The sequence below is a fragment of the Pseudoalteromonas rubra genome (genome assembly GCF_005886805.2).
GTDB lineage: Bacteria > Pseudomonadota > Gammaproteobacteria > Enterobacterales > Alteromonadaceae > Pseudoalteromonas > Pseudoalteromonas rubra_D.
In genome coordinates this window covers 451,566-477,372 of the sequence record NZ_CP045429.1, presented here as the reverse complement: position 1 = coordinate 477,372, position 25,807 = coordinate 451,566, and the positions used below count along the sequence as shown (strand labels likewise).

Sequence of the window (25,807 nt, the reverse complement as noted above, 5' to 3'; positions counted from 1 at the left end):
TTTATCTCACAAAAATGAGATTTAAATATGTATAAAATAAGGAAGTGTAGACGTTTCTCATTAGCTCTATGCTTCTTAAACATGTCTAAAAGCTAAAGTTAACCGAAGTAAAATAGTGGCATGTACCAGCACATTTTAACGTAATGTGTTGGCTTGCTAAGGCGTATAAATACCGAGAGGTTTTAAAAGCAGGTTAGCAAACGCTTGCAAGCACAAGCGTTTGCTAATATAAAAAAGGGTGAGTCAGCCTGTAAGCCGGGTTCTGTTCTCTCCCGAGGGAGATCGATAATCATTCGTCTAGGCCTAGCATTGCTGCTAGGCTCGAGCAACCTACCCGGTTCCCGTGCGGGCCACACGTTCTTATTAAAAAGATGGAACCCTATTTGGTCTTGCTCCGGGTGGAGTTTACCTTGCAACCAACTGTTACCAGTGGCCCGGTGCGCTCTTACCGCACCCTTTCACCCTTACCGGTTCCGAAGAACTTAGGCGGTCTTCTCTCTGCTGCACTTGTCGTAGGCTCACGCCCCCCAGCCGTTAGCTGGCACCCTGCCCAATGGAGCCCGGACTTTCCTCCCCCTGATCATTTTCGTCACAGGCAGCGATTATCCGGCTGACTCAGGCGGGCGATTATACGCACCTTTGCCATAAAACGCAGCATTAATTTGCGTTACTTACCATTATTCCCCTTCGCGCTCGGCGATAATGGCTTTATACAGGGCGTTTTTCTTCAATCCGAAGTACTCAGCGGCAATGCCGCAGGCTTTTTTCAACGGCATTTCCCCTTCCAGCAAGCCGATCAGTTGTTTGGCTTCCGGCGACATTTCGCTGCTCACCTGGGTTTTACCCGGCAGCATCAGTACCAGCTCGCCCCGCTGACGCTCAGGTTCGTTTTCAAGAAAAGCAATCAGCTCACACACTGGCCCACTGAAAAAGGTTTCATACGTTTTAGTCAGCTCTTTGGCGAACACTACCTGCTGCTGCTCACCCAGTGCTGTTTGCAAGTCAGCCAGACTGGCCATGATACGGTGGGTGCTTTCATACATAATGCTGGTGATGCCGGACTCATGTGCCTCTTTAAAGAAACTCTGGCGAGCCTGGCTTTTAGCAGGCGTAAAACCAACAAACTGGAAGCGATCCGTTGGCAAACCTGAGCAGCTCACTGCCGCAATTGCAGCACAGGCGCCAGGCACAGGGGTAACCTGAGCGCCGGCTTCACGACATAAGTTCACCACTGCATAGCCAGGGTCGCTGATCAGCGGTGTGCCAGCGTCAGATACCAGCGCGATGTCCATGCCCTGCTCCAGCCAATCCAGAACCTGCTGCGCTTTTTGTTTCTCGTTGTGGTCGTGCAAAGCAAAGGTTTTTGCTTTTATGCTGAAATGACTCAATAATTTACCTGTGTGACGCGTGTCCTCGGCAGCCACTAAATCGACGTCTGCCAGCACTTTCAGCGCACGTTCACTGATGTCTTCTAAATTGCCTATGGGTGTGGCAACGATATACAAGGTGCCAATTTTGTCTGAGATTTCGGCATTTGTCATTGAGCTCTCCAGGGTCAGTCAGTAAGATATCCACAAACAAAAGGTATGAGTATAGGTTTGCGAGTGAGACTGAAAAATATAAGTCTAGTGATTGCGGTATTGTCAGGGTTATCGGCCTGCGGCACAACCCCTAAAACGGCATCAACGCAAGACAAACAGACATTGGCCACAGCCTCTACCGCACCAGCTGAACAACTGGATGCGCAAGGTCTGTTCGATAAGGCCAGCAGCAAACAAGGCGCTAGTAAAATCCAGTTGCTCTATCTGGCAAGGCAAGCCGCCATTGACGAGCAAAACTGGTCCATTCTGGAACAGGCTTGTAGCGAACTTGAAAGCAAAGCCAGTGTCGATCATGTACAAAACAAGCTGTATACCGCGTTGGCCCGACAACAACAGCAGAAATTCAGCAGCGCGCTGGCCTTACTGCAAACGTTAGAGAGCAAATTAAAACTGCCAGAACATCAGGCCTGGCATCAGTATTTAATGGGCAGCGTGTATGCCGCCCAGCAGTTGCCCAAAAAAGCACTGGTCCATTATTTTAAAAGTGCCGACCTGGCCAACAAACACCAAGTGTCGATTGCCGGTCTGAATCAGGACATCTGGCAGGCATTGCAGCAGTTGTCCTCCTATGCGCTGGAGCGCTTCGATCGCGGCACGGTTATCCAACAAGGCTGGGTTAAACTGGCCAAATATCATCAGATCTACCTCGGGTCGACGGTACAACTTCATCAGGCGTTAAATAACTGGCAACGCCGATATACCAGTCATCCGGGCAGTGAGATTATCCCCACTGAGGTAAAAACCACGCTGGACCTCGCGCCCTATAACGTGACCCGCATCGCGGTTTTATTACCAACCTCTGGCAGCAGTGAACGCCTGGGCAGAGCCCTCAAAAATGGCTTCCTGGCCGCAATGGACAACAACCGGGTTGAAGAAATTTTCTTTATTGATGAAACGCTGGATGTTGCACAAATTGATAAAGAGCTGCAACAAAGTCAGGCTGAATTTGTCATTGGTCCGTTACTCAAAAGCAATGTAGAAAAGCTCACCGCCAGTACATATTTAACAACCACACCTGCCCTGTTTTTAAATACCCTGGATACCGCTTCACAGGCCGGGAATCCAGACCATTATTACTTTGCGCTGGACCCCGAGCATGAAGTTGAGCAGGCCATGGTGCACTTTCTCGCCAAAGGCTATCAAAAGCCGATGCTACTGGCGCCCGATACTGCATCTGGTAAACGCCTGATCAGCCACTTTGAAACCCAGTGGCAGCGTTATAGCGAAACCCGCCCGGAAGTCGGCTTTTACTCAGACAGTGAAAACATGGCCGAAGTGGTTGGCCAACTGCTTGAAGTAGACAGCTCAAAACAGCGGATCAACACCATCAAACGTATGTTTCGCAAAGAGCTGGAAAGCGAGACCCGCTCGCGTCGTGATATAGATGCCATCTATATCTTAGGGGATGCCATTGAAACCCGCTTACTCAAGCCTTATCTGGACGTCAATGTCAGTACCTTTGCCGATCGTATTCCGCTCTATGCCAGCTCGCGGAGTTACAGCAAGCAGATAGACAAAACAGACAAAGGGGATCTTGAAGGGCTATTTTTCACTGAAGTACCCTGGATGCTGCCCGGTGCGGTAAAGTTGCAAAACTTGCGCGAACAACACTCTGTCTTATGGCCGGAACAATCAGACATTGAGCAACGCCTGTTTGCCATGGCCTATGATGCCCTAAACCTGCTCCCTGAAATTAAGCAGCTGAGTAAAATACCAGGCAAAGAATTTGACGGCCTGACTGGCGCACTCACCATCAAAGAAGCGAACCGGATTGATCGTCAGCTGAGCTGGGCACAATATCACAAAAAGCAGATCAGACTGGTGAGCCTGGACCAGCGCCCACCTACGCCGCTGTTTATGAAACAGCTGTATGACAATTATCAGGCACAGCAGTAAACGATGTTTGGCAACCTGTTCAGTCATAGCCGAGAAAAAGGCCAACACTATGAAAAGGTTGCTGAAACTTATCTTAAAAAGCAGGGTCTTAAAGCCATAACGCGTAATTATTTATGCCGCTATGGTGAAATAGACCTGATCATGAAAGAAGGCGATACCTGGGTGTTCGTCGAAGTAAAATTCCGCCGTGGCGGAGGCTTTGGTGGCGCAATACAGGCGCTGAGTCAAAGTAAGTTACAAAAATTGCGTCGCAGTATATATAATTACCTGCAACAATCTGCTTTGCACAATGTCCCTGTCCGAATCGACTTTGTAGCAATTCAAGGCGATATAAACCCAGATATCCGATGGATTAGAAATATAACTTAGTATGCAAGAATCAATTAAAGAGATCTTTACCGAAAGTATTCAAGCACAAATTGCCGCAGGTGAAGCGCTCCCTGAGGTACTTGAATCAACGGCTTATGCAATTGCACAGTGCCTCATCAACGGCAATAAACTGATCTGTTGTGGCGTACCAAGCTGCCACATGATGGCGGAACACTTCAGCAATCTGTTGGTGAATTACTTTGAGACTGAGCGCCCGTGTCTGCCTGCACTGACCCTGAGCCAGACTCAGATCAACCTCAGCAACAACGACGAGAACCAGGGATCAGATTATTTTGCCCGCCAGGTTCGCGCTATCTCAAATGAAAATGATCTATTGTTTGTTGTGGCCATCGACGGACATGAAAAGAGTGTGATCAGTGCGGTAGAGGCAGCGCTGACCAATGATCTCAATGTCATTGCGCTGATCGGCGATGATGGTGGCGAGCTAACGGGACTGCTGGGACCCAATGACGTAGAAATACGCGTACCCAGTAAACGTGCCAGCCGCATTCTCGAGACCCATTTATTTACCGTACACTGCCTGAGCCAGTTAATCGACAATATTCTCTTCCCACAGGACGCATAAAAGATGTTAAAACGACCTGCACTGATACTTTGCTCCGTGTTACTGATCCAGGGCTGCGCAGCCGCGGTTGTGGCCGGTACCGCTGGCGCTGTCACGTCAGCCAATGACAGACGAACACTGGGCTCACAAATTGATGATAACAATATCGAGATCAAAGGAACCCTGGCACTTAAGCGCATTCCGGCACTGGCTAACCACGCTAATATTAGCCTGGTGAGTGTCAACGGCCACGTACTGATGGTGGGCCAGGTGAGCACCACAGAAATGAAACAGCAAGCTCACAGCACCCTGCAAGGTGTTCAGGGCATTAAGCAGATTTACAATCAGCTGCGGATCGGCAGCAACATTGGTATCACCACTCAGACAAATGACAGCTGGTTAACCACTAAGGTAAAAACCAAGTTGATTGCCGACGATCACATAGATGGCAGCAATATTAAAGTAGTTACCGAAAACAGCGAAGTCTTTCTGATGGGCCTGGTCAATCAAACAGAAGCCGAACGGGCCGTTGATATTGCACGCAATGTGCACGGGGTGCTGAAAGTCGTGAAGGCTTTTGAAATCTTATAGGAAATAAATAATAAAAAACCTGCCCTATGGCAGGTTTTTTTATGATTTGACGTGCTACTTTATCACTCTCAGATGCGAGGTTTTCTTCGCCTTTTCAGGCGTTTCTTTATCGGCTGAAGTGGCTTCAACTGACTCCTCACGCTCTTCTGTAAGAGTCTGATCATCGCCTTCTGAGAGCATATCATCCTGCGGATGTTCCGGCTCAGAGAATATCGTACCTTCCCCATTCTCACGCGCATAAATTGCCAGCACAGCACCAATTGGTACATAAACCTGCATGGGCTGACCAGAGAAACGCGCATTGAAGCTCAGTGCGTCATTGTCCATTAAAAAGTTAGCAGCTGCTGAAGGGCTAACATTCAGCACTATCTGCCCCTGCTGAACAAACTGACGTGGTACCTCAACCGTCGGAAACTCAGCATCAACCACAATATGGGGTGTACACTGGTTATCGACAATCCAGTCGTAGAAAGCACGTAATAGGTAGGGGCGATTTGAAGTCATTAGCTGCGGATCTCTCGCTCAGCTTCAGTTAAAGAAGCCTGGAATGAATCGCGCTCGAATAAACGCAGCATGTACTCTTTCAGCTCTTTTGCACCAGCACCCGACAGGTCGATGCCAAGCTGTGGCAAACGCCATAATAGAGGTGCCAGGTAACAATCCACCAGGCTGAACTCTTCACTCATGAAGTAAGGTGCTTCACTGAAGATAGGTGCGATTGCAAGTAACGCTTCTGTCAGCTCTTTGCGTGCCTGTTCAGCATCTGCGCCACCTTGCGCAATCTTTTCTGCAAGGCTATACCAGTCTGTTTCGATACGGTGCATCATTAGACGGCTGCGACCACGCATAACAGGGTAGACAGGCATTAATGGAGGATGAGGGAAACGCTCATCTAGGTATTCCATTATGATATTTGCCTGATACAGGCCTAATTCTCTGTCGATCAGAGTGGGAACTGTACCATAAGGGTTAATCTCATGTAGTGCCTCTGGCAAGTTGTCCTTTTCGGCCAGATGAATATCGACACTTACCCCTTTCTCGGCCAATACGATACGAACCTGATGGCTGTACATACAGTTTGCACCGGAGAAAAGAGTCATAACAGGGCGCTTATTGGCAGCAACGGCCATGCCTACCTCCATAAATTAATGACAAAGTAATAAAATCACTTTAATACCAATTTTATGTAATAAAATCGATAAAAACAGCAATAGGGGCTTAAGCCCCTATTGCATCAATTGCTGGTAAATGTCCAGATTAATGGACATCTCTCCAGTATTCTTTCTTCAGCAGGAATGCCAGAATGAAGAAGATAACCAGGAAGCCAAGTACTTTAATACCCATTGCTTCTGATTGAAGGCGTGAAGGCTCACCAACATAGGCCATGAAGTTAGTCAGGTCACGAACGGCCTGATCATATTCATCTGAGCTTAGCTCACCTGAACCATCTGTTGAGATGCTTTTCACTTTCTGAACGACTACGCCGTTCTCTTCTACTTCTTCAAATTCCGCAGTAGGCACACCTTGTAACTCTTGCAGTACGTGTGGCATACCAACCAGTGGGAACACTGAGTTGTTCACACCAAACGGACGGCTTTCGTCAACGTAGAATGACTTCAGATAAGTATAGATCCAGTCAGCACCACGTACACGAGCAACCAAAGTGAGATCTGGTGGCGCAGCACCAAACCATTTTGCTGCGTCATCTGTATCCATGGCATTCAGAATGTGACCACCCACTTTTGAACCATCAAAAATTAGGGTCTCTTTACCAATATCAACCGGGATACCGATGTCACGGAAAGTACGCTCATAACGCTGATACTGCATCTGGTGACAACCCAAGCAGTAGTTCATGAACAACTTAGCACCGCGTTGCAAAGACGCATTATCAGTCAGGTCATGGTTCGACTCCAGTAAAGGAACCGACGGACCGGCTGCCATTGCAAAGGTAGGCAGCAATGCGAATAAACCAATTAGTAGCTTTTTCATCATTTCGTCAACCTCGTAGGCAATGGCTTAGTAGTTTCATTCTTCGAGTACACAAACAGCAGTACGAAGAACATGAAGTAAGTTACGGTACAAATTTGCGACAGAATTGTTGAAGTCACTGTCTGCGGTGTTGCACCAGCCCAACCCAGGATGAAGAAGGTAACAACGAACTGAGCAATGTTCAGTTTGTGGATACCACTACGGTAGCGGATTGAACGAACCTTACCACGGTCTAGCCAAGGCAGTAATGCCAGCATCACGATAGACACACCCATCGCAATAACACCCAGCAGCTTATCAGGGATTGCACGCAGGATGGCGTAGAAAGGCGTGAAGTACCATACTGGGAAAATATGCTCTGGTGTTTTCAGCGGGTTAGCCGCTTCAAAGTTAGGCGCTTCTAAGAAGAAACCGTTCATTTCTGGCATGAAGAATACTACCCAGCAGAACAGAATTAAGAAACCAGCCACACCCAGAATATCTTTAACGGTATAATACGGGTGGAAAGGGATCGCATCAACGATGTCTTTCTTACTTGTATAGTACTCGTGGAACTTGAATTTAGGCTTGTCTTCTTCAGCAACAGTGCCTTTTTTACGCTTGATGTCGATACCGTCAGGGTTATTTGAACCCACTTCGTGTAGCGCAACAATGTGCAGGAATACCAGGATAACCAGTACCAGAGGCAGTGCAATTACGTGCAATGCAAAGAAACGGTTCAGAGTAGCACCTGAGATTACGTAGTCACCACGGATCCACAACGTCAGGTCTTCACCAATAACTGGGATTGCACCAAACAGTGAAATAATTACCTGAGCACCCCAGAATGACATCTGGCCCCAAGGTAACAGGTAACCCATGAATGCTTCAGCCATCAACGCCAGGAAGATAAGCATACCGAAGACCCACAGCAACTCACGCGGCTTCTGATAAGAGCCGTAGATCATGCCACGGAACATGTGCAAATAGACAACGACGAAGAATGCCGACGCCCCTGTCGAGTGCAAGTAACGAAGTAACCAACCGTACTCTACATCACGCATGATGTATTCAATTGACGCAAACGCGCCTTCGCCTGAAGGAACATAGTTCATAGTCAACCAGATACCCGTCAGGATCTGGTTTACCAGTACCAGGATAGCCAGTGAGCCAAACAGATACCAGAAGTTAAAGTTCTTAGGTGCTGGGTATTGCGCGATATGCATATTCCAGACACGAGTCATTGGAATACGATCGTCAATCCAGTTCATCACAGCGCCGATTGCGCCTGGCTTATCAACCTTCGCAGTCATTATGCAACCCCTTCTTCTTCACCTACCAAAATGGTAGTGTCGTCAATAAAGGTATAAGGTGGGATCTCCAGGTTCAGAGGAGCTGGTACAGCCTGGAATACCCGGCCGGCCATATCAAACTTAGAACCGTGACAAGGACAGAAGAAGCCGTGCTCCGTTCCTTCAACCTTCTCACCAAAACCACCATTGAGGAACGACGGAGAACAACCTAAGTGAGTACAAATACCGACTGCGACAAAAATCTCAGGGCGCTTAGAACGATGAGGGTTTTTGGCAGAGTCGAGCTGTTGTGGCTCTTCTGAGTTAGGATCACGAAGGTTTCCTTCGTGTTTTTTCATTTCATCCAACATCGTAGGCGTACGATACACAACCCATACAGGTTTGCCTCGCCACTCAACACGAATCAATTGTCCAGGCTCAAGCTTGCTGATATCTACTTCTACAGGCGCACCTGCAGATTTAGCTCGCTCACTCGGATTCCAAGACGCAATAAAAGGAACAGCAGCTCCAACCGCACCAACGCCACCTACGACAGAGGTAGCGATAGTTAAGAAGCGACGTCGGCTGTTGTCTACAGGCGCATTGCTCATCCACTTATCTCCACTATGAATCTCAACACTTGCTATATTGAGAACATCAGTTACAGCAGGTTAATTTTAAGAAACTACAAAATAGACGCGATCATAAATAAATCCCTTGATTAAAACAAGGTTATTCCAGCACCATGCCCGAATAAACCCACGAATATTAGGGGATTGGTTACTTCGAGCATGAAGCCGATTTACTATGGTAAAACGTCATACGCGACCTTTCACTGACTAAGATCAAGCTCAGCAGGCGAGCTATCAAAATTTAACCAGTGTTTTCGCGACTCATTACTTGCCCCGCAATTGTAGCAAAAAAATGCGCTGAGATATCGTCCGAACTCGACTAATTATTATAATTATTGAACTTTTTTGACCATAAATTTGGCCGAAGGATTAAACGTGGCATTGAGAAGGAAAATGGACAGCAAAAATTGCGAAGATTTATGACTGCAAAAAACAAAAAACCCAGCACGAGGCTGGGTTTTTGCAATTCTGAAACGTAATAAATTAACGTTTTGAGAACTGAGTCTTCTTACGTGCTTTCTTAAGACCAACTTTCTTACGCTCAACTTGACGAGCATCGCGAGTAACAAAGCCAGCTTTACGTAGAGAAGGACGTAGTGACTCGTCAAACTCCATTAGTGCACGAGTGATACCGTGACGGATAGCACCAGCTTGACCAGTCATACCACCACCTGCAACAGTGATGTATAGGTCAAACTTTTCTGTCATTTCAACTAGCTCTAGAGGCTGACGAACAACCATGCGAGAAGTTTCACGACCGAAGTACTCTTCGATAGAACGCTGATTAATTACGATGTTGCCAGTGCCTGGGCGTAGGAATACGCGAGCACTTGAACTTTTACGACGACCTGTACCGTAGTATTGATTTGCCATGAGTAGTGCTCCTTAAATGTCTAGAACCTGAGGCTGTTGAGCCGCGTGGTTATGCTCGTTACCAGCGTAAACTTTCAGTTTACGGAACATTTCACGACCCAGAGGACCGCGAGGTAACATGCCTTTAACTGCTTTTTCGATGATCATTTCAGGCTTTTTAGCTTGAAGTTTTTCGAAGTTTACAGATTTAAGGCCACCTGGGTAACCAGAGTGTGCATAGTACATTTTGTCCTGAGCTTTGTTACCAGTTACAGTAACTTTCTCAGCGTTGATAACGATGATGTAATCACCAGTGTCAACATGTGGAGTGTACTCAGCTTTATGCTTACCGCGTAGGCGAGAAGCGATTTCAGTAGCAATGCGACCTAAAGTTTTACCTTCAGCGTCAACTACGTACCAGTCACGTTTTACAGTTTCTGGTTTAGCAACAAACGTTTTCATTATAAAAATCCAAAGTTTTCAGTTAAAACCACAGGTAGTCCGAATGACTACCGCTCTACTTTTTGGTGCTTTAACCCCTTCGAGTTTAAGACTTTTTTGCCGCTCAAGTCAGTGGCTAAGCCGACGAGGGCAATAGTAACGCAACGTGGCAGGCCGCGGATTATAGCAAGGGTTTTGCCACGATGCTAGGGGATGGCTGTTTTTTCCACAAAAAACATGCCATTCTCTGAAATGAGTGTGAACCTCACGGTATTAGGGCCTTAAGCAAGGTGCTCGCGGGCGAGATACTCCAGCGATTGCATTTCCTGTAAACGGCTGATGCAACGCTTAAACTCAAAGTTCAGTGTTCCGTCGGTGTATAATTCTGTGATGGGTGCCTCTGCAGAAATAATCAGCGTCACGTTGCGCTCATAGAATTCATCCACCAGCGCAATAAAACGCCTTGCCGCATCATCGTTGTTCTGCCCCATCTGTTTAACATCAGACAAGATAACGGTGTTATACAGGCGACTGATCTCCATATAATCCACCTGAGAGCGCGCCGTTTCGCACAGCGCACTAAAATCGAACATCACAATGCAATCAGACACTTTACGGGTCTGGATCAGACGCCCTTCAATCTCAATCGGCTCGTCCAGTTTGCCTGGTTCAGGCGACAATTTATCGAAATACTCAAACAGGTTATCGTCGGCTTCTTTACCCAGCGGACTGTGAAAGATTTCGGCTTGCTCCAGGGTTCGCAAACGGTAATCGATCCCCGAATCCACATTGACCACTTCCGTATTCTCATTCACCAGCGCAATTGCCGGTAAAAAGCGTGCACGTTGCAAGCCATTGCGGTACAGCTCATCAGGAATGATATTGGACGTCGCAACCAGCACAATACCACGCTCAAACAGCGCTTCCATTAAGCCACCGAGCAACATGGCATCGGTAATGTCCTGAACAAAAAACTCATCGAAACAGATGATATCGGTTTCAGCTTTAAAAATGTCTGCCACCACTTCAAGTGGGTTTTTCACTTCTTTGAGTTTCTTAAGTTCATCATGAACACGATGCATAAAGCGGTGAAAATGGACCCGCATCTTGCGCTCAGTCGGTAAAGCCTCATAAAACGTATCAACCAGATAGGTTTTCCCGCGCCCTACGCCGCCCCAGAAATATAACCCTTTGACTTTGGGCTGTTGTGTCTTTTTCAGTCCAAACAGGCTGCCCAGCAGGCTTTTTTTGACCGGCACCTGATTGACCAGATCATCATAAAGTCTTTGCAGGTGCCGGACGGCATTTTCCTGCGCGCTGTCGTGGTGAAAATCATCACGCTGTAAGTCTTGTTGGTACTTTTCCCAGGGCGTCATCATCTTTTTTATTGTCGAAGAGCAGTTTTATTTGCCCGCTATATTAACACGCATCGAAACTCAGCGTATATTTAAGCTATCTAAGTCGATTATTTTTTTGCATTCGGTGCGCCACTTAGTCGCATCATCAACAGGAGTATTTTATGACGACAATCGCCTGGTTCGGGATCCTTGTACTCGTTGCAGTGGCCGCATTTATTGCCGGTACGCAATTGACTAAAAAACGCTTCAAGCACGACGAGCTGGAACAAAAAGCGCAAGAAGCACAGCATGCACTGGAACAGTATCGTCAGGATGTCAGCGATCATCTTGCAGACAGCAAAAAGCTGATGGCTAAACTGGAAGAAAACTACACCCTGCTGAACCGTCACTTTGAAGACGGTAAACAGCTCCTTAGCCAGGAAAAATCAGCGCCAAGTGAACCTTTCTTCTCGAAAGAGACCACCGAGCAACTCCACGCTTCATTACACATGCGAGGCGAGAAACGTCGTGCCAATGAGCAAACACACGATGCCCCGCCAAGTGATTATGTTGAAGGAGAAAGCGGCCTGTTCAAAGGAGAAGGGTCACAAAGTGAGCAATTAAAAGCCTCTTGATGAACTTTTTTTTGACCCCATAGTCAGTAGAAATAGCAATTGAATAATGGGAGATGCGCAAAGGCGCATCGCCCAACGGACTAACGCTGTTTCCAGGAGAATTCCACGACTATGAAACTGAAATTATCATTACTTACCGCAGCGCTACTTTCTTCAAGCTTATTTTTATTACCAGAAACCGCTCATGCGCGCCTGCCGGTGGCCGTTGATGGCCAACAGCTGCCAACGCTGGCTCCAATGCTGGAAAAGGTCACCCCTGGGGTGGTCAGCATCCAGGTCTCTGGTGCCAAAGAAGTACGCCGACGCGTTGATCCATTTGATTTCTTTTTTGGTAACCCTGCCCCGCGCTCTCAAAAGCGTCCCTTCAGTGGCCTGGGCTCCGGCGTCATCATAGATGCAGATGAAGGGTATGTGGTTACCAACAACCATGTTATCGACGAAGCAGACAATATCGTGGTCACCCTCAAAGATGGCCGAGAGTTTAAAGCAGAGCTGGTTGGTACAGACAAAGAATCAGATATTGCATTATTACAAATTGAAGGTGAAGATCTCACCGAAGTGAAGCTGGCAGACTCTGACAAGCTCAGAGTCGGTGACTTCTCAGTAGCTATTGGTAACCCATTTGGCCTCAGCCACACCGTGACCTCAGGCATCGTCAGTGCCCTGGGCCGCAGTGGACTGAACATCGAAGGGTACGAAGACTTTATTCAGACCGATGCCGCCATTAACCAGGGCAACTCAGGTGGCGCACTGGTTAATTTGCGTGGAGAACTCATTGGTATTAATACCGCAATCCTGGGTGCCTCAGGCGGGAATGTCGGCATCGGCTTTGCTATTCCTTCAAATATGATGAAAAACCTGGTCGACCAAATTATTGAATATGGTCAGGTACGTCGTGGCTCACTGGGGATCCGAGGCCGAACCCTGGACGCAGGCCTGGCAAAAGCACAAGGCTTTGATGTCAAACAAGGTGCCTTTGTTCAGGAGGTCGTTAAAGACTCAGCCGCAGATGAAGCGGGCATTAAAGCCAATGACGTGATCATCGCCCTTAATGGCGACAAGATTGAGAGCTTTGAAGAGCTGCGCGGCAAGATTGCCACCCTCGGCGAAGGTAAAAAAGTCAAGATTGACGTCTATCGTGATGGCGATACCCGAACGCTTAAGGTTGAATTAAAAGGTCAGAGTGAACAACGCGCCGAAGCCGACCGTATCCACCCAAGCCTGCAAGGCGCCGTGCTGGAAAGCGGTGAACGTAATGGTAATCAGGGCATAGTCGTTGTCTCTGTCGAAGAGCGCTCACCTGCCGCCCGAGTGGGTCTGCAAGAAGGCGATGTCATTATGCAGGTTAACCGCCAACGTGTTGCCTCAGTGCGGGATATGAAGCGCCTGATTGACGACATTCAGGGCAATATTGTACTGGGCATTAAACGCGGGCGTGATTCAGTATTTTACCTTATTCAGTAATGTACTGATCCCATCCCCTTCACCACATGTAACAAAAAACACAGCGGCACTTGTCGCTGTGTTTTTATTTTTCCGCCGCAGTAAACAATCCACCTTTAGGCGACAAAAGCGTGATGGTAGGTCCCCGGCAATTTTCTATTCGTTTGTTCTGATGAGTGATTTTTATACATTTGATGATCGTCTTAGGCCTCCAATCAACGATTGTATTAATGCAGATTGCTGTTAATTATGCCATTATTACCCTCTACACAGATAACTAGATAAAAAATAACCGTGTTCAAATTACTCAAGCTCATTCTTCCACCTGTCTTGGTCGGTTTAGGCCTGGCATTGATTATCATCTGGTTCACGCCCGAGTTGCGCCAGAATGCTCTGCGCCTTGACCTTAACGGTCATTACACAGCGCAGCATATGAGCTTTGCATCCGGTGTGAATCGCGCAGCCCCGGCCGTGGTATCGATTTTTTCTGAAAGCTTCAGTAATCAACCAAGATTCAAACGGCAAAATACCGTCCAGGAGCTTGGCTCTGGCGTGATCATGAGCCGAGAAGGCTATATCCTGACTAACTATCACGTTGTAAATAATGCTGATCAAATCATTGTGTTGCTGCCGGATGGGCGTTTATTCAACGAGGTACAACTGGTCGGGTATGACACTATTACAGACCTCGCGCTGTTAAAAATTAAGGCTGAGCACTTACCCGTTATCCCGGTTGACGATGCTTTTACCCCGCAAGTCGGAGATGTTGTTTTGGCCATCGGTAACCCGTTAAACTTGGGACAAACCATCACTCAGGGGATCATCAGTGCCACCGGTAAGCAAACCCTGACTGACAGCCAGTACAACAGCCTGCTACAAATGGATGCGGCGGTAAACATGGGCAACTCAGGTGGGGCACTGGTCAACTCCAATGGCGATCTAGTCGGGATCACATCTGCACAATTCAGAGCCCGATACAATATCGATATTCAGGGCATTTCGTTTGCCGTGCCTTACTCGCTGGCCAAAGATGTGATGGCTAAACTGATCAAAGATGGCCGGGTTATCCGTGGCTACCTGGGCTTCAGAGGCACACCAGTCGATAATACAGGTCAGGAAGTAACGAATGTCTACACCACTATTGTGGGTTTACGGATCAGCGACTTGGACCCGCTGGGCCCAGCCTGGCAAGCCGGTATGAAAGAAAATGACATAGTCACAAAAGTGGCAGGTGAGCCCGTTAAAAACCCGCAGCAGACTTTGCGTAAAATAGGCAACACAGCACCAGGCACACAACTGGAATTTGAAGTGTATCGGGGCAATCGTCACCTCACCTTCATGGTGGAAGTAGCTGAACTGGAAACCCCAATTTATTAGTCCTTAAACCAATTTTAAGGCAACAAAAAAAGCGAGCATTGCTCGCTTTTTTTAGCATACCTGTTCAGCCTAATTATGGCGTCGCTTTATCTTAGCACCCAGTTGACTGAGTTTATCTTCAATGCGTTGATAACCGCGGTCAACATGATAAATACGGTCAACCACTGTTTCACCTTCGGCCACGATCCCGGTTAAGATCAAACTGGCCGACGCCCGCAGATCGGTCGCCATCACCTGTGCACCAGACAAAAACGCCGTCTCACCACAATACGCAGTATTACCTTCAAGGCGAATATTGGCCCCCATACGTTGCAGTTCAGGGACATGCATAAAGCGATTTTCAAAGATGGTTTCAGTGATGGTTGCACTGCCATTTGCGACCACATTCAGCGCGGTAAACTGCGCCTGCATATCGGTTGGAAAACCCGGATGAGGCATGGTTTTGATATTCACCCCCTGCAATTCCCGGCCACGCATACTGACAAAAATACTGTCTTGTGATACCTCAACCAATGCATTGGCATCGCGCAATTTATCCAGCACAGGTTCCAAGCTGTGGTAGTCGGTGTTTTTACACAGTACTTCACCCTGACTCATCGCCGCCGCCACCAAAAAGGTACCAGTCTCGATTCTGTCAGGAAGGATCTTGTGTTCACACCCTTGCAGGGCTTCTACCCCTTCGACTTCGATCCGACTCGTACCGGCACCAGAAATCTTGGCCCCCATGGCAACCAGACACTCAGCCAAATTGACAATTTCAGGCTCGCGCGCGGCGTTTTCCAGTACCGTTTTACCCTCAGCCAGTGTTGCTGCCATTAAGAGGTTTTCAGTCGCACCAACTGATACGGTTTCCATGAAGACTTCAGCACCATGCAAGCGCTCACCTTGTGCGATATGCGCATTGATATAGCCATTCTCAACACGAATAGTCGCGCCCATTTTTTCCAGTCCGGCGATGTGTAAATCCACAGGCCGTGCACCAATAGCACACCCCCCCGGTAATGACACTTGCGCCTTCCCAAACCGAGCAAGGAGTGGACCCAGGGCCAGCACGGATGCCCGCATCTGCTTAACTAATTCGTAAGGAGCCAGTACTTTATCGACTTTGGCACCATCAATTTCCAACAACTGACCGCGCCAGTTTACCTCAGCCCCTAAGGTGCGCAGCAAGGCTTCTGTAGTCCCTATATCCCTGAGTCTGGGTACATTACTGAATGTGCTTTTTCCATCGGCCAGAATCGCCGCAAAGAGAATTGGCAGGGCTGCATTTTTGGCCCCGGAAATAGTGACTTCACCGTTTAAAGTGGTGCCACCTTGGATAACAAACTGATCCATTGTGGCTCCAGATTATTGAGGTAAGATAAATTTGCGCTCGCGTTGCCACTCAGTTGGCGTAAAGGCCTTAATACTGACGGCATGAATAGTGCCGTCTTTAATCACTTCCATCAGCGGGGCGTAGACCATTTGCTCGCGCTTAACTCGGCGCAAATCTTCAAAGCAGCCGCCAACCGCGATCACTTCATAATGACTGCCTTCTGATTTAACTTTGACTTCGTCAAGTTCCAGCGCTTCTTGTAGTAAAGCTTCGACTTGGTTTGTTTCCATTGGACTCACTCAAATAGGTTGCTGACCTGTCCCAGCGCCATCAGATTTTGTAGCTGGTCAGGCACGTTTTTTAACTCAAGACGCACGTCTTGCTGTTTTAATTTGCCTAAAGAGTGAATTAACCAAGCTAAGCCCGCGGTGTCAACCCTGGATACCTCAGAAAGGTCAAAATACAGGACTGACTGCGCATTTTCTAACAACTGGTTAAGAAGCGATTCATTTGTCAGGCTATCTCGTGTGAGTTCACCGACCACCGCGACTGTGTCAGCCGCGGGTTTATTAAATTGCAAATTAGGCATTGCCGTCGTCACCTCGAAACTGCACAGGCAGCTTGCTTTTCTTGTCCAGTAACTCAATCACACGCACAATGCCCTGCTGGCGCAAAATGCCATGCAGTTCAGATTGCTTTGCGTCAAGCAGACTGATCCCTTCTGCCATCATGTCAAAGGCACGCCACTCTCCATTACTGTCGCGACGCACTTTGAAATCAATTTTAATATCCGGTTTACCCGCTTCAATTATCTTAGTTTTAACTATGGCGATTTTATCACCATCGGCATCGCGAGCCGGTTCAAACTCAACCTTCTGATCTGTGTACTGAGTAAACACCCCTGCATAAGTCGCAACCAGATAAGACTTAAACACGTCGATAAACGTACGGATGTGCTCGATTGCCTGGCGTTTCTCTTCTTTGTCCTCAATGTTACGGACTTTCTGGATGTGGCTGCCCAGTACGCGATAAGCGGCATATTTGTAGTCGATATAAGGCAGTAGCTCTTCTTCCACAATCACGCGCAGGTGTTCTTTGTCCTGCTCAATCTTATTCTGATCTTTGGTCACGCGTTTAAAGGTATTGTCTGCAACTTGTTGCACCATAGTATAAGGGTTGGTCATATCTACCTCACTGGCAGATACTGTGCTGGCAAGTCCAATTAGAAAAACACTTGCGAAGAAACCCAAAACTTTCGCCATCATGGTTATTACTCACTACTTTGATTAAACAGGAATTGGCCAATCAGTTCTTCCAGAACCAATGCCGACTTAGTATCTGTGATCATGTCACCATTTTTCAGGGCTGCACTTTCAACACCAAACAAGTCGCCCAAATCGAGCTCATCATTGCTTACCACCTCTTCACCCAGGCAAGTCTGTTTCGCAGATTGAGACGCAATCACCGGAGAAATACCCAGATACTGTTCACCCAAAATGCCCGATGTCAGGATCGACACAGACGTGGTATCCGAAAATTGACACTCATAGTGACTATCAATGCTCATGCTTACAACCGGCACAAACTCTTGCGGGTGGATGCTGATCCCCTCAACGCGGCCTATCACCACGCCGCCTACTTTGATTGGCGCACGCGTTTTAAGCGAGCCGATGTTGTCAAATTTGGCCTCTAAGGTATAGGTTTCACCATTGCCGCTAATCCCTGCATTGGCCACTTTTAGTGCCAGCATTACGAAGGCGGCCACACCTAAAGCCACGAACAGGCCGACCAGTATTTCTATTTTCCGTGTATTCATGTTTCTACAAACCCTTAACTTGAAAACATCACTGCTGTCAGAACAAAATCGAAGCCCAGAACAGCAAGAGAAGAATGAACCACCGTTTCTGTGGTGGCTTTACTGATCCCCTCGGACGTTGGGATACAGTCATACCCTTTGTATAGCGCAATCCAGGTCACGATGAGCGCAAATACAAAACTTTTAATCAGCCCATTGACAATATCCTGCTCAAAGGACACCTGAGATTGCATAATGGACCAGAAGCTACCTGAATCGACCCCTAACCAGTCCACACCAACCAGATGTGCACCGAGAATCGCAATAGCTGAGAAAATTAACGCTAACAGCGGCATACTAATAAAGCCTGCCCAAAAACGGGGAGAAATCACGCGTTTCAGTGGATCAATGGCCATCATCTCCAGACTGGAAAGTTGCTCAGTGGCTTTCATCAGACCAATCTCCGCAGTCAACGCACTACCTGCCCGGCCGGCAAACAATAATGCAGTGACCACAGGTCCCAGTTCACGTAACAAACTCAGTGCCACCAGCGGCCCCAGACTGTCTTCTGCCCCATAGTCGACCAATACAGTGTAGCCCTGTAGCGCCAGTACCATGCCGATAAAGAGGCCTGATACCATAATAATAAGCAACGACTGATGGCCAACCATATACAGTTGGCGGATCAGTAAAGGGCCACCTTTTCTGAAATTGGGCATGCTGCACAAGGCCCCCAATAACATGCGAGTTGCCCGGCCTAACGACGCAAAGCGGCTCAGTGTTTTGTGACCTAACTTCTGCAAAAAATCCATTAATGGCTTCCTCCTGCCAGTAACTCATCCTCATACGGTGCCGCATCGAAGTGGAATGGCACCGGCCCATCGGAGTGGCCTTGCAGGAACTGCTGTACCAGTGGCGAGTCATGCGCCAGCATTTGTTCAGGAGTACCGCTACCAATCACGCCTTGTTCAGCGATGATCACAACATGATCGGCAATACTGAGTACTTCAGTTACATCGTGGGTGACGATTAGAGACGACAAACCCAGCACTTCATTGAGTGATTTAATCAGACGCACCAGCACGCCCATGGATATCGGATCTTGCCCTGCAAACGGCTCGTCATACATGATCAACTCAGGGTCAAGTGCAATGGCTCTGGCCAAAGCGGCACGCCGTGCCATGCCACCGGATAACTCTGATGGCATAAGATCGCGTGCACCACGCAAACCAACCGCCTGTAATTTCATCAGCACCACCAGGCGAATTAATTCTTCACTGAGCTTAGTGTGCTCTCGGAGTGGAAAAGCAATGTTGTCAAATACAGACATGTCCGTGAACAAGGCACCACTTTGAAACAACATGCTCATTCGCTTACGCGCCTGATACAGTGCCTGGCGGGACATAGATGGAATACTGTCACCTGAGAAGAGGATTTCCCCGCTATCGGGCTTAAGCTGACCACCGATCAGTCTTAGCATAGTGGTTTTACCAATACCACTGGGCCCCATAATGGCCGTAATTTTCCCTTTGGGGACGGAGAAACTCATATTTTTGTAGATTGTCCTTTCACCACGAGAAAAGGTCAAATCCCTGACTTCAACTATTGACTGCGTCAAGTCGCTCTCCACATCATACTTTTTTCAATTGTGGAATAATACGTTGTTTTGCTGTGAGATGGAAAACTCTTAATGGTAAAATTTTGTAATTGATTCGCCATATTTGTTGTGCGAAATAGGCACCTTTCAGGGTTTTGTCCGCTCGCAAAAGCGATGACTTTATTTATACATTTGATGAGCGATTTGATACTATCTGCGCCATTGAATTTAGTAACTTGGCTTAGACTTCATGGTTTTATCGTTTGTCATACTCATTCTTGGATTCATTGCCCTGGTATGGAGTGCCGATCGCTTCGTATATGGCGCTGCGGCGCTGGCCAAAAACCTCGGGGTACCAACGTTAATTGTGGGTTTGACTATCGTTGCAATGGGCTCCTCAGCACCAGAAATGATGGTCGCTGCGCAAGCTGCGCTGGTTGACAAAACTGACACCGCTGTTGGTAATGCTGTTGGCTCCAACATCGCCAATATCCTCATGGTACTTGGCATCACCGCATTATTGCGTCCACTGGCGGTTGGCTCTGGCATTTTAAAGCGTGAAATGCCGCTGTTGGTGATCGTGTCACTGGCCGCGTGGCTGATCATCAGTGATAACCAGTTTAGCGCGCTGGAAGGTTGGCTGCTGTTAATTGGCTTTTTTGTGTTTATCGGTGGCCTAATCTATATCTCAAAAACAGGCAAAACCGACCAGGACGATCCGCTTATTTCCGAAGCCTGTGATGAAGTTCCAAGTGATGTCCCAATGAGCAAAGCCATATTTTGGCTGGTTGTGGGGATGATTTTATTGCCGGTGAGTGCCGACTACCTGGTCGACGCAGCCGTCGACATTGCAAAATACTTTGGCATGAGCGACCTGCTGATCGGTCTGACTATTATCGCTATCGGAACCAGTTTACCTGAATTGGCCGCCTGTGTGGCCGGCGTGCTCAAAAATGAAGACGACCTGGTACTGGGTAATATCATCGGCTCAAACATCTTTAATATTCTGGCAGTGTTGTCCATTGCGGGGATCCTGAATCCGGCAACACTGGACAGCAATATTGCAAACAGGGACATCTATGTCATGCTCGGCGCAACAGCCGCATTAGTGCTGATGAGTGTTAGCCTCAAAGGGCGCCGACAAATTAACCGTGTTGAAGGCGGGCTACTCCTTGGTGCATTCTGTGGTTATATGTACTTTATTATTTAAGGATTCAGCATGAGCACGCACAATTTTATTGGTTCTGCCAAACAGGTACTAGAAATCGAACAACAAGCGATTATCGAGATCGCCCAGTATGTTGATGCACGATTTACTGCTGCCTGTGAACTCATGTTGCTATGCCGTGGTCGAATCATAGTGATCGGCATGGGTAAGTCAGGTCATATTGGCAATAAAATCGCGGCGACACTGGCCAGCACGGGCACGCCAGCATTTTTTGTTCACCCGGGTGAGGCTAGCCATGGTGATTTAGGCATGATCACGGCTGATGATGTGGTATTACTGATCTCTAACTCAGGTGAGACGCACGAAGTATTGGCCATCGTGCCGGTAATCAAACGCATTGGCGCGCAAATCATCAGCATGACGGGTAACCCCGAGTCGAACATGGCAAAGCTGGCAGATATCCATTTGTGCATTAAAGTCTCCAAAGAAGCCTGCCCATTAGGGCTCGCACCAACGGCCAGCACCACAGCTACTCTGGTCATGGGAGACGCCTTAGCGGTGGCACTGCTCGAAGCCCGCGGCTTCACGGCAGATGACTTTGCCTTGTCTCACCCTGGAGGCAGCCTGGGTAAGCGTCTGCTGTTAACACTGGCGAATGTAATGCATTCGGGCAAAGCGGTACCCGTTGTATCGCAAGGCTGCACGGTGACCGATGCCCTGTTTGAGATGTCAGGCAAAGGTCTCGGCATGACCACCATTGTCGATGCAAAGGGGCAGCTCCAAGGCTTGTTCACAGATGGCGATTTACGCCGTATTATTGAGCAAAGACTGGATTTACACAGTACCCCGATAGACTCAGTCATGACCAAGCAATGTACCACAGTGACACAGGATATGTTGGCTGCTGAAGCATTACATATCATGGAGAAAAAACGCATCAATGGCCTGATTGTCATTGATGAGCAAAATTGTCCAATCGGCGCGTTAAATATGCAAGATTTGCTGCGAGCAGGAGTATTATAAATGCTGTTTTCCGACCTATATCAACCCATCGATGATACTGTTGTACAAAAAGCGCAGGCGATTAAACTGCTGATCTGCGACATCGATGGGGTATTCTCTGATGGCCGCATATATCTGGGCAATCAGGGCGAAGAGTTAAAAGCATTTAATACCAAAGATGGTTTCGGCATAAAAGCCCTGATCAATGGCGGAGTTGAAGTGGCAGTAATCACGGGGCGTCATTCACACATTGTTCAGCAGCGCATGACTAGCCTCAACGTTAAGTACATCTATCAGGGTATGGAAGACAAGTTGCAAGGCTACGCTGAGTTGAAAGACAAATTGCAGCTGGCAGATCACGAGATTGCCTATATCGGCGATGATGCACCTGACTTACCTGTGATGCTCAAAGTCGGTCTGTCTGTGGCCGTGCAAGATGCTCACCCTATGGTGGTTCGTGCAGCTGATTACAGAACTTTGTTACCCGGCGGGTTTGGTGCGGTTCGGGAGCTGACTGACTTACTGCTGCTCTGTCAGGGCAAATCATTGGGTTATGAAGGCAGTAGCGTATGACCGTACTTCGCGCCTTATTGCTCGTTGTATTCAGCCTCACCATGTTATGGCTGTGGTATCCCTATTTAACGCAATCGGGACAGGTCGCACCGCGATCAGAAGAAGTGTTGGCTAAACCCGATTATGTCGCCATCGATCTGAAGCAAACCAATTACGCAGAAAATGGGCAGCTCAGCTATCAAATTACGGCAGATAGAATGGAACTCTATCAGGAGCTAGGGTTTAGCCACTTTACCGCGCCAATTTTTACATTGCACAACGACCAGCAAAACTGGCAACTCAAGGCCAATGAAGCCACCTTATATGGCAACAATACGCTGATTTTGGAAGGTGAAGTGCAGGCAACAAATCTGACGGCTGATGCCATGATAAAGCACATCAACGCCGATCATGTGCAAGTCGATATTAATGAAAAGCACATGCGCTCTGAGCACCCAGTAGAAATTACCGGGCCAAACTTAACGATTTCAGGTAAAGGCTTAGTGGCCGATCTCAATACCGAAATCATTGAACTCATCAACCACACTGAAACAATTTATTATGAGCAATAAATTAACCTGTTCCTTGATCTTACTGTGCACTTTGAGTGCCTTTCATCCTGCAGCTTATGCAGAAAATACAGCTGCTGATCAGGTGATTATCAGTTCTGGCACTCAGCTGGCCCAGTTGCAAACCAATATTGGCGTATTCGAGGAAAACGTCGAAATCATTCACGGTGACCGGAAAATTCTGGCCGATCGTCTCGAGGTGCACCGTCGGGAAGAACTGGGTAAAAACAAGCAGCTGCTGGTTGCAACAGGCAGCCCAGCCGTATTTCAAGAGCGTCAGACGGATGGCTCTTTACTCAAGGCAACCGCCAAAGAAGTGCGCTATGACGTCGCAAACCGCATGCTCACCATAAAAGGCGGTGCAGAGATCAGTCAGGCAGGGCAAAAAATTAGCGCGCAAACCATCGTTTATGATATGGAAAAGAAGCTGATCAGCGCACAGCGCGGGGAGCAAGAACAAAATCGTGTGAGAACCATTCTGTTACCTGAAAAAGAGAACCCCCAGCAACCAAAAGAGAAGGGTAATCCGTGAGTAAATTAACCGCCACCGCACTGGCCAAAAGCTATAAGGGCAGACAGGTTGTTAAAAACGTTGAGTTAAGCGTTGAAGCTGGCAGTATTGTTGGCCTCCTTGGCCCAAATGGCGCAGGTAAAACCACCACTTTTTATATGATTGTCGGCCTGGTGCCCAGTGATAAGGGCAGCATACATATTGACGAACAAGACATTACCTTATTGCCAATGCATAGCCGAGCAAGACTTGGTATTGGTTACCTGCCACAAGAGTCCTCTATTTTTCGCAAGCTGACCGTCTATCAGAACCTGATGGCCATTTTAGAAACCCGCAAAGAATTGAATAAAGAACAACGAGAAGTCATCCTCAATGAGCTGTTAGATGAGTTTAATATCCAGCATATTCGCGATAGCCAGGGTATGGCACTATCGGGCGGTGAACGACGCCGGGTAGAAATTGCCCGCGCCCTTGCGGCAGATCCAAAATTTATCTTATTAGATGAGCCTTTCGCTGGCGTTGATCCTATTTCAGTGTTAGATATAAAGAAAATTATAGAACACCTGAAAAACCGTGGGATAGGCGTACTGATCACTGACCACAACGTGCGTGAAACGCTGGACGTCTGTGAGAAAGCTTATATAGTGTCACATGGTGAACTGATAGCAGCAGGCACCCCGGAGCATGTTCTGGCCGATCAAACCGTGCGGGATGTCTACCTAGGTGAGCAATTCAGGCTATAGTTATAAAATTAGAAGTAAATAACAAAAAGGATTGTTAGAGATACATGAGGCAATCGCTACAGCTGCGCATGGGGCAGCAACTGACAATGACACCACAACTGCAACAGGCTATTCGTCTGTTACAGTTGAGTACGCTAGATCTCCAACAAGAAATCCAAGAAGCGCTTGATAGCAACCCTTTGTTGGAAGTGGAAGAAGGTGAGTCTGAATCACAAGATAATGAAACTCAGTCCAAGTCGGATTCCGATTTGGAACAACCTACAACGAGTGACAACGACAGCTATGAAGAGGCGGCTGTCAGCGACTACGAACAAGACAGCGATGCTGCTCTAAACAAAGACACCGTCAGCGACGATTTGGCAATGGACGTAACCTGGGATGAGTACATCAGTGCCGCACCGGCAAGCAGTTCAGGCCCAATGCCGGAAGACGAAACCATTTACCAGGGTAAAACGACTGAGACATTGCAAGAATACCTGATGTGGCAGTTGGAACTGACGCCTTTTAGTCCAACAGACAGAGCCATCGCCCTTGCAATTGTAGAAGCGGTTGATGACGCAGGCCTGTTGACCATCAGCTGCGAAGACATCGTCGAAAGCATGAATCAGGACAACGATGACGAGCTGATCGAGCAGGATGAAGTAGAGGCCGTACTGAAACGGATCCAACTATTTGACCCCGTTGGGATTGCTGCACGCAGCCTGCAAGAATGCCTGTGCATTCAGCTCAACCAGTTTGACCCAAATACCCCCTGGCTTGCACAGACCAAAGAAATTCTGACTGAGCACATAGATCTGTTAGCCAGCCGGGATTACCGCACTTTGATGAAAAAAACCAAACTCAAAGAAGCGGATCTGAAAGAAGTAATGACCCTGATCCACGGCCTAAACCCGAAACCTGCCGCCAGCATAGTGCAAGAAGAAGCAGACTATGTGATCCCGGATGTGTCGGTTAAAAAAGTGAAAGGTCGCTGGGTTGTTGAACTCAACCCCGATTCAATGCCAAAAATTAGAGTGAATGACCACTACGCTGCGATGTCCCGTTCAGTCAAGTCCAGCACAGATAGTCAGTTTATTCGTTCACACTTGCAAGAGGCAAAATGGTTCATCAAGAGCCTAGAAAGCCGCAATGAAACTTTATTAAAAGTTACTAATTGCATTGTGCAGCAACAACAGGCATTCTTTGAACATGGCCCCGAGGCAATGAAGCCGATGGTACTGAATGATGTGGCCGAAATGGTCGACATGCATGAGTCCACGATTTCACGTGTAACAACTCAAAAGTATATGCACACGCCACGCGGTATCTATGAGTTGAAGTATTTCTTCTCAAGCCATGTCAGCACTGAAAACGGAGGAGAATGCTCTTCGACTGCAATCAGAGCATTGATCAAAAAGCTAATTGCCGCAGAAAATACAGCTAAACCTTTGAGTGACAGCAAGATTGCGGACGTATTGGCAGATCAAGGGATCAAAGTGGCTAGACGTACAATTGCCAAATACCGAGAGTCTTTGGCTATCCCACCGTCCAATCAGCGTAAAAGCCTGATTTAG

30 protein-coding genes and 1 other RNA gene are annotated in these 25,807 nt (G+C 47.8%); 14 read left to right on the top strand and 17 right to left on the bottom strand.

Translation table 11 applies throughout. From position 1 onward, the window contains the following. Positions 1-235: 235 nt before the first annotated feature. Positions 236-618: RNase P RNA component class A (gene rnpB, locus CWC22_RS02165), an RNA gene on the bottom strand. A gap of 59 nt (positions 619-677) precedes the next feature. Next, complete coding sequence (rsmI, locus tag CWC22_RS02160) at positions 678-1,541, bottom strand: 16S rRNA (cytidine(1402)-2'-O)-methyltransferase (protein WP_138538336.1); 864 nt, start codon at positions 1,539-1,541, stop codon at positions 678-680. A 63-nt stretch (positions 1,542-1,604) separates the two neighbouring features. On the opposite strand from rsmI, the gene CWC22_RS02155 reads away from it, so the two are divergent. The 4 genes from CWC22_RS02155 to dolP are packed head-to-tail and all read left to right on the top strand — an operon-like array spanning position 1,605 to position 5,022. Continuing rightward, the gene (locus CWC22_RS02155; protein ID WP_138538337.1) at positions 1,605-3,497 is read left to right on the top strand and encodes a penicillin-binding protein activator; all 1,893 of its coding nucleotides are present in this window, start codon (positions 1,605-1,607) and stop codon (positions 3,495-3,497) included. A gap of 3 nt (positions 3,498-3,500) precedes the next feature. Then, a complete protein-coding gene (locus CWC22_RS02150; protein WP_138538338.1) occupies positions 3,501-3,866 on the top strand; it encodes a YraN family protein in 366 nt (121 codons plus the stop codon). 1 nt (position 3,867) lies between these two features. After that, a complete protein-coding gene (locus tag CWC22_RS02145; protein WP_010386593.1) occupies positions 3,868-4,452 on the top strand; it encodes an SIS domain-containing protein in 585 nt (194 codons plus the stop codon). 3 nt (positions 4,453-4,455) lie between these two features. Further along, positions 4,456-5,022, top strand: coding sequence for a division/outer membrane stress-associated lipid-binding lipoprotein (dolP, locus tag CWC22_RS02140; protein ID WP_125558519.1), 567 nt, complete (start codon positions 4,456-4,458; stop codon positions 5,020-5,022). 54 nt (positions 5,023-5,076) lie between these two features. Here dolP and CWC22_RS02135 read toward each other — a convergent pair whose 3' ends face one another. From CWC22_RS02135 to zapE, 8 genes are all read right to left on the bottom strand, one after another. Continuing rightward, complete coding sequence (locus tag CWC22_RS02135; RefSeq protein WP_138538339.1) at positions 5,077-5,526, bottom strand: ClpXP protease specificity-enhancing factor; 450 nt, start codon at positions 5,524-5,526, stop codon at positions 5,077-5,079. Then, on the bottom strand, positions 5,526-6,152 hold the full coding sequence (gene sspA, locus CWC22_RS02130; RefSeq protein WP_010386598.1) for a stringent starvation protein SspA: 627 nt from the start codon (positions 6,150-6,152) through the stop codon (positions 5,526-5,528). The genes CWC22_RS02135 and sspA overlap by 1 nt, the downstream gene beginning before the upstream one ends. Positions 6,153-6,279: 127 nt before the next feature. Further along, the gene (locus CWC22_RS02125) at positions 6,280-7,017 is read right to left on the bottom strand and encodes a cytochrome c1 (RefSeq protein ID WP_040644677.1); all 738 of its coding nucleotides are present in this window, start codon (positions 7,015-7,017) and stop codon (positions 6,280-6,282) included. Continuing rightward, positions 7,014-8,306: a cytochrome b gene (locus CWC22_RS02120; protein ID WP_049862863.1), complete on the bottom strand. Its 1,293-nt coding sequence runs from the start codon at positions 8,304-8,306 to the stop codon at positions 7,014-7,016. The genes CWC22_RS02125 and CWC22_RS02120 overlap by 4 nt, the downstream gene beginning before the upstream one ends. After that, positions 8,306-8,896, bottom strand: a complete 591-nt coding sequence (gene petA / locus CWC22_RS02115; RefSeq protein WP_010386601.1) for a ubiquinol-cytochrome c reductase iron-sulfur subunit — start codon at positions 8,894-8,896, stop codon at positions 8,306-8,308. The genes CWC22_RS02120 and petA overlap by 1 nt, the downstream gene beginning before the upstream one ends. Positions 8,897-9,400: 504 nt before the next feature. Next, positions 9,401-9,790: a 30S ribosomal protein S9 gene (gene rpsI, locus CWC22_RS02110; protein WP_049862864.1), complete on the bottom strand. Its 390-nt coding sequence runs from the start codon at positions 9,788-9,790 to the stop codon at positions 9,401-9,403. A 12-nt stretch (positions 9,791-9,802) separates the two neighbouring features. Beyond that, the gene (gene rplM / locus CWC22_RS02105; RefSeq protein WP_010386604.1) at positions 9,803-10,231 is read right to left on the bottom strand and encodes a 50S ribosomal protein L13; all 429 of its coding nucleotides are present in this window, start codon (positions 10,229-10,231) and stop codon (positions 9,803-9,805) included. A gap of 260 nt (positions 10,232-10,491) precedes the next feature. Continuing rightward, positions 10,492-11,586, bottom strand: coding sequence for a cell division protein ZapE (gene zapE, locus CWC22_RS02100; protein WP_125558647.1), 1,095 nt, complete (start codon positions 11,584-11,586; stop codon positions 10,492-10,494). A gap of 143 nt (positions 11,587-11,729) precedes the next feature. On the opposite strand from zapE, the gene CWC22_RS02095 reads away from it, so the two are divergent. The 3 genes from CWC22_RS02095 to CWC22_RS02085 all read left to right on the top strand — a co-directional run bounded on the left by CWC22_RS02095 (position 11,730) and on the right by CWC22_RS02085 (position 15,002). Next, positions 11,730-12,182: a YhcB family protein gene (locus CWC22_RS02095; protein WP_138538340.1), complete on the top strand. Its 453-nt coding sequence runs from the start codon at positions 11,730-11,732 to the stop codon at positions 12,180-12,182. Positions 12,183-12,293: 111 nt separating this feature from the next. After that, positions 12,294-13,646, top strand: a complete 1,353-nt coding sequence (locus tag CWC22_RS02090; protein WP_138538341.1) for a DegQ family serine endoprotease — start codon at positions 12,294-12,296, stop codon at positions 13,644-13,646. 273 nt (positions 13,647-13,919) lie between these two features. Then, the gene (locus CWC22_RS02085; RefSeq protein ID WP_138538342.1) at positions 13,920-15,002 is read left to right on the top strand and encodes a trypsin-like peptidase domain-containing protein; all 1,083 of its coding nucleotides are present in this window, start codon (positions 13,920-13,922) and stop codon (positions 15,000-15,002) included. Between the two features lie 69 nt (positions 15,003-15,071). Here the strand turns inward: CWC22_RS02085 and murA are convergent, their stop codons facing one another. The 7 genes from murA to CWC22_RS02050 are packed head-to-tail and all read right to left on the bottom strand — an operon-like array spanning position 15,072 to position 19,730. Continuing rightward, the gene (murA, locus tag CWC22_RS02080) at positions 15,072-16,337 is read right to left on the bottom strand and encodes a UDP-N-acetylglucosamine 1-carboxyvinyltransferase (protein ID WP_125558529.1); all 1,266 of its coding nucleotides are present in this window, start codon (positions 16,335-16,337) and stop codon (positions 15,072-15,074) included. Between the two features lie 12 nt (positions 16,338-16,349). Beyond that, the gene (locus CWC22_RS02075) at positions 16,350-16,607 is read right to left on the bottom strand and encodes a BolA family protein (RefSeq protein ID WP_010386610.1); all 258 of its coding nucleotides are present in this window, start codon (positions 16,605-16,607) and stop codon (positions 16,350-16,352) included. A 5-nt stretch (positions 16,608-16,612) separates the two neighbouring features. Next, the gene (locus CWC22_RS02070; RefSeq protein ID WP_010386611.1) at positions 16,613-16,906 is read right to left on the bottom strand and encodes an STAS domain-containing protein; all 294 of its coding nucleotides are present in this window, start codon (positions 16,904-16,906) and stop codon (positions 16,613-16,615) included. Then, positions 16,899-17,582, bottom strand: coding sequence for an MlaC/ttg2D family ABC transporter substrate-binding protein (locus CWC22_RS02065; protein ID WP_171045066.1), 684 nt, complete (start codon positions 17,580-17,582; stop codon positions 16,899-16,901). The genes CWC22_RS02070 and CWC22_RS02065 overlap by 8 nt, the downstream gene beginning before the upstream one ends. A gap of 5 nt (positions 17,583-17,587) precedes the next feature. Further along, positions 17,588-18,133: an outer membrane lipid asymmetry maintenance protein MlaD gene (gene mlaD / locus CWC22_RS02060; RefSeq protein ID WP_125558531.1), complete on the bottom strand. Its 546-nt coding sequence runs from the start codon at positions 18,131-18,133 to the stop codon at positions 17,588-17,590. A gap of 14 nt (positions 18,134-18,147) precedes the next feature. Beyond that, the gene (gene mlaE, locus CWC22_RS02055; RefSeq protein ID WP_010386614.1) at positions 18,148-18,924 is read right to left on the bottom strand and encodes a lipid asymmetry maintenance ABC transporter permease subunit MlaE; all 777 of its coding nucleotides are present in this window, start codon (positions 18,922-18,924) and stop codon (positions 18,148-18,150) included. Continuing rightward, positions 18,924-19,730 (bottom strand): ATP-binding cassette domain-containing protein, encoded by an 807-nt coding sequence (locus CWC22_RS02050; protein ID WP_081694300.1) that lies wholly within the window; start codon positions 19,728-19,730, stop codon positions 18,924-18,926. The genes mlaE and CWC22_RS02050 overlap by 1 nt, the downstream gene beginning before the upstream one ends. A gap of 229 nt (positions 19,731-19,959) precedes the next feature. Between CWC22_RS02050 and CWC22_RS02045 the strand changes: the two genes are divergently transcribed. The 7 genes from CWC22_RS02045 to CWC22_RS02015 are packed head-to-tail and all read left to right on the top strand — an operon-like array spanning position 19,960 to position 25,807. Further along, a complete protein-coding gene (locus CWC22_RS02045) occupies positions 19,960-20,919 on the top strand; it encodes a calcium/sodium antiporter (RefSeq protein WP_138538343.1) in 960 nt (319 codons plus the stop codon). Between the two features lie 9 nt (positions 20,920-20,928). Continuing rightward, a complete protein-coding gene (locus tag CWC22_RS02040; RefSeq protein WP_138538344.1) occupies positions 20,929-21,900 on the top strand; it encodes a KpsF/GutQ family sugar-phosphate isomerase in 972 nt (323 codons plus the stop codon). Next, positions 21,901-22,452 (top strand): 3-deoxy-manno-octulosonate-8-phosphatase KdsC, encoded by a 552-nt coding sequence (gene kdsC, locus CWC22_RS02035; RefSeq protein WP_125558539.1) that lies wholly within the window; start codon positions 21,901-21,903, stop codon positions 22,450-22,452. Next, the gene (gene lptC / locus CWC22_RS02030) at positions 22,449-23,003 is read left to right on the top strand and encodes an LPS export ABC transporter periplasmic protein LptC (RefSeq protein ID WP_125558541.1); all 555 of its coding nucleotides are present in this window, start codon (positions 22,449-22,451) and stop codon (positions 23,001-23,003) included. Before kdsC ends, lptC begins: the two co-directional genes overlap by 4 nt. Beyond that, positions 22,993-23,532: a lipopolysaccharide transport periplasmic protein LptA gene (gene lptA, locus CWC22_RS02025; protein ID WP_125558543.1), complete on the top strand. Its 540-nt coding sequence runs from the start codon at positions 22,993-22,995 to the stop codon at positions 23,530-23,532. The genes lptC and lptA overlap by 11 nt, the downstream gene beginning before the upstream one ends. Beyond that, positions 23,529-24,254, top strand: a complete 726-nt coding sequence (gene lptB / locus CWC22_RS02020; protein ID WP_010386628.1) for an LPS export ABC transporter ATP-binding protein — start codon at positions 23,529-23,531, stop codon at positions 24,252-24,254. Before lptA ends, lptB begins: the two co-directional genes overlap by 4 nt. A gap of 44 nt (positions 24,255-24,298) precedes the next feature. After that, positions 24,299-25,807 (top strand): RNA polymerase factor sigma-54, encoded by a 1,509-nt coding sequence (locus CWC22_RS02015; protein WP_125558545.1) that lies wholly within the window; start codon positions 24,299-24,301, stop codon positions 25,805-25,807.

Bases quoted from the DNA above. Each gene is read 5' to 3' on its own strand.
- rsmI (WP_138538336.1), bottom strand. From the start codon at position 1,541: ATGACAAATGCCGAAATCTCAGACAAAATTGGCACCTTGTATATCGTT.
- CWC22_RS02150 (WP_138538338.1), top strand. From the start codon at position 3,501: ATGTTTGGCAACCTGTTCAGTCATAGCCGAGAAAAAGGCCAACACTAT.
- CWC22_RS02145 (WP_010386593.1), top strand. From the start codon at position 3,868: ATGCAAGAATCAATTAAAGAGATCTTTACCGAAAGTATTCAAGCACAA.
- dolP (WP_125558519.1), top strand. From the start codon at position 4,456: ATGTTAAAACGACCTGCACTGATACTTTGCTCCGTGTTACTGATCCAG.
- CWC22_RS02135 (WP_138538339.1), bottom strand. From the start codon at position 5,526: ATGACTTCAAATCGCCCCTACCTATTACGTGCTTTCTACGACTGGATT.
- sspA (WP_010386598.1), bottom strand. From the start codon at position 6,152: ATGGCCGTTGCTGCCAATAAGCGCCCTGTTATGACTCTTTTCTCCGGT.
- CWC22_RS02125 (WP_040644677.1), bottom strand. From the start codon at position 7,017: ATGATGAAAAAGCTACTAATTGGTTTATTCGCATTGCTGCCTACCTTT.
- CWC22_RS02120 (WP_049862863.1), bottom strand. From the start codon at position 8,306: ATGACTGCGAAGGTTGATAAGCCAGGCGCAATCGGCGCTGTGATGAAC.
- petA (WP_010386601.1), bottom strand. From the start codon at position 8,896: ATGAGCAATGCGCCTGTAGACAACAGCCGACGTCGCTTCTTAACTATC.
- rpsI (WP_049862864.1), bottom strand. From the start codon at position 9,790: ATGGCAAATCAATACTACGGTACAGGTCGTCGTAAAAGTTCAAGTGCT.
- rplM (WP_010386604.1), bottom strand. From the start codon at position 10,231: ATGAAAACGTTTGTTGCTAAACCAGAAACTGTAAAACGTGACTGGTAC.
- zapE (WP_125558647.1), bottom strand. From the start codon at position 11,586: ATGACGCCCTGGGAAAAGTACCAACAAGACTTACAGCGTGATGATTTT.
- CWC22_RS02095 (WP_138538340.1), top strand. From the start codon at position 11,730: ATGACGACAATCGCCTGGTTCGGGATCCTTGTACTCGTTGCAGTGGCC.
- CWC22_RS02090 (WP_138538341.1), top strand. From the start codon at position 12,294: ATGAAACTGAAATTATCATTACTTACCGCAGCGCTACTTTCTTCAAGC.
- murA (WP_125558529.1), bottom strand. From the start codon at position 16,337: ATGGATCAGTTTGTTATCCAAGGTGGCACCACTTTAAACGGTGAAGTC.
- CWC22_RS02075 (WP_010386610.1), bottom strand. From the start codon at position 16,607: ATGGAAACAAACCAAGTCGAAGCTTTACTACAAGAAGCGCTGGAACTT.
- CWC22_RS02070 (WP_010386611.1), bottom strand. From the start codon at position 16,906: ATGCCTAATTTGCAATTTAATAAACCCGCGGCTGACACAGTCGCGGTG.
- CWC22_RS02065 (WP_171045066.1), bottom strand. From the start codon at position 17,582: ATGATGGCGAAAGTTTTGGGTTTCTTCGCAAGTGTTTTTCTAATTGGA.
- mlaD (WP_125558531.1), bottom strand. From the start codon at position 18,133: ATGAATACACGGAAAATAGAAATACTGGTCGGCCTGTTCGTGGCTTTA.
- mlaE (WP_010386614.1), bottom strand. From the start codon at position 18,924: ATGGATTTTTTGCAGAAGTTAGGTCACAAAACACTGAGCCGCTTTGCG.
- CWC22_RS02045 (WP_138538343.1), top strand. From the start codon at position 19,960: ATGGTTTTATCGTTTGTCATACTCATTCTTGGATTCATTGCCCTGGTA.
- CWC22_RS02040 (WP_138538344.1), top strand. From the start codon at position 20,929: ATGAGCACGCACAATTTTATTGGTTCTGCCAAACAGGTACTAGAAATC.
- kdsC (WP_125558539.1), top strand. From the start codon at position 21,901: ATGCTGTTTTCCGACCTATATCAACCCATCGATGATACTGTTGTACAA.
- lptC (WP_125558541.1), top strand. From the start codon at position 22,449: ATGACCGTACTTCGCGCCTTATTGCTCGTTGTATTCAGCCTCACCATG.
- lptA (WP_125558543.1), top strand. From the start codon at position 22,993: ATGAGCAATAAATTAACCTGTTCCTTGATCTTACTGTGCACTTTGAGT.
- CWC22_RS02015 (WP_125558545.1), top strand. From the start codon at position 24,299: ATGAGGCAATCGCTACAGCTGCGCATGGGGCAGCAACTGACAATGACA.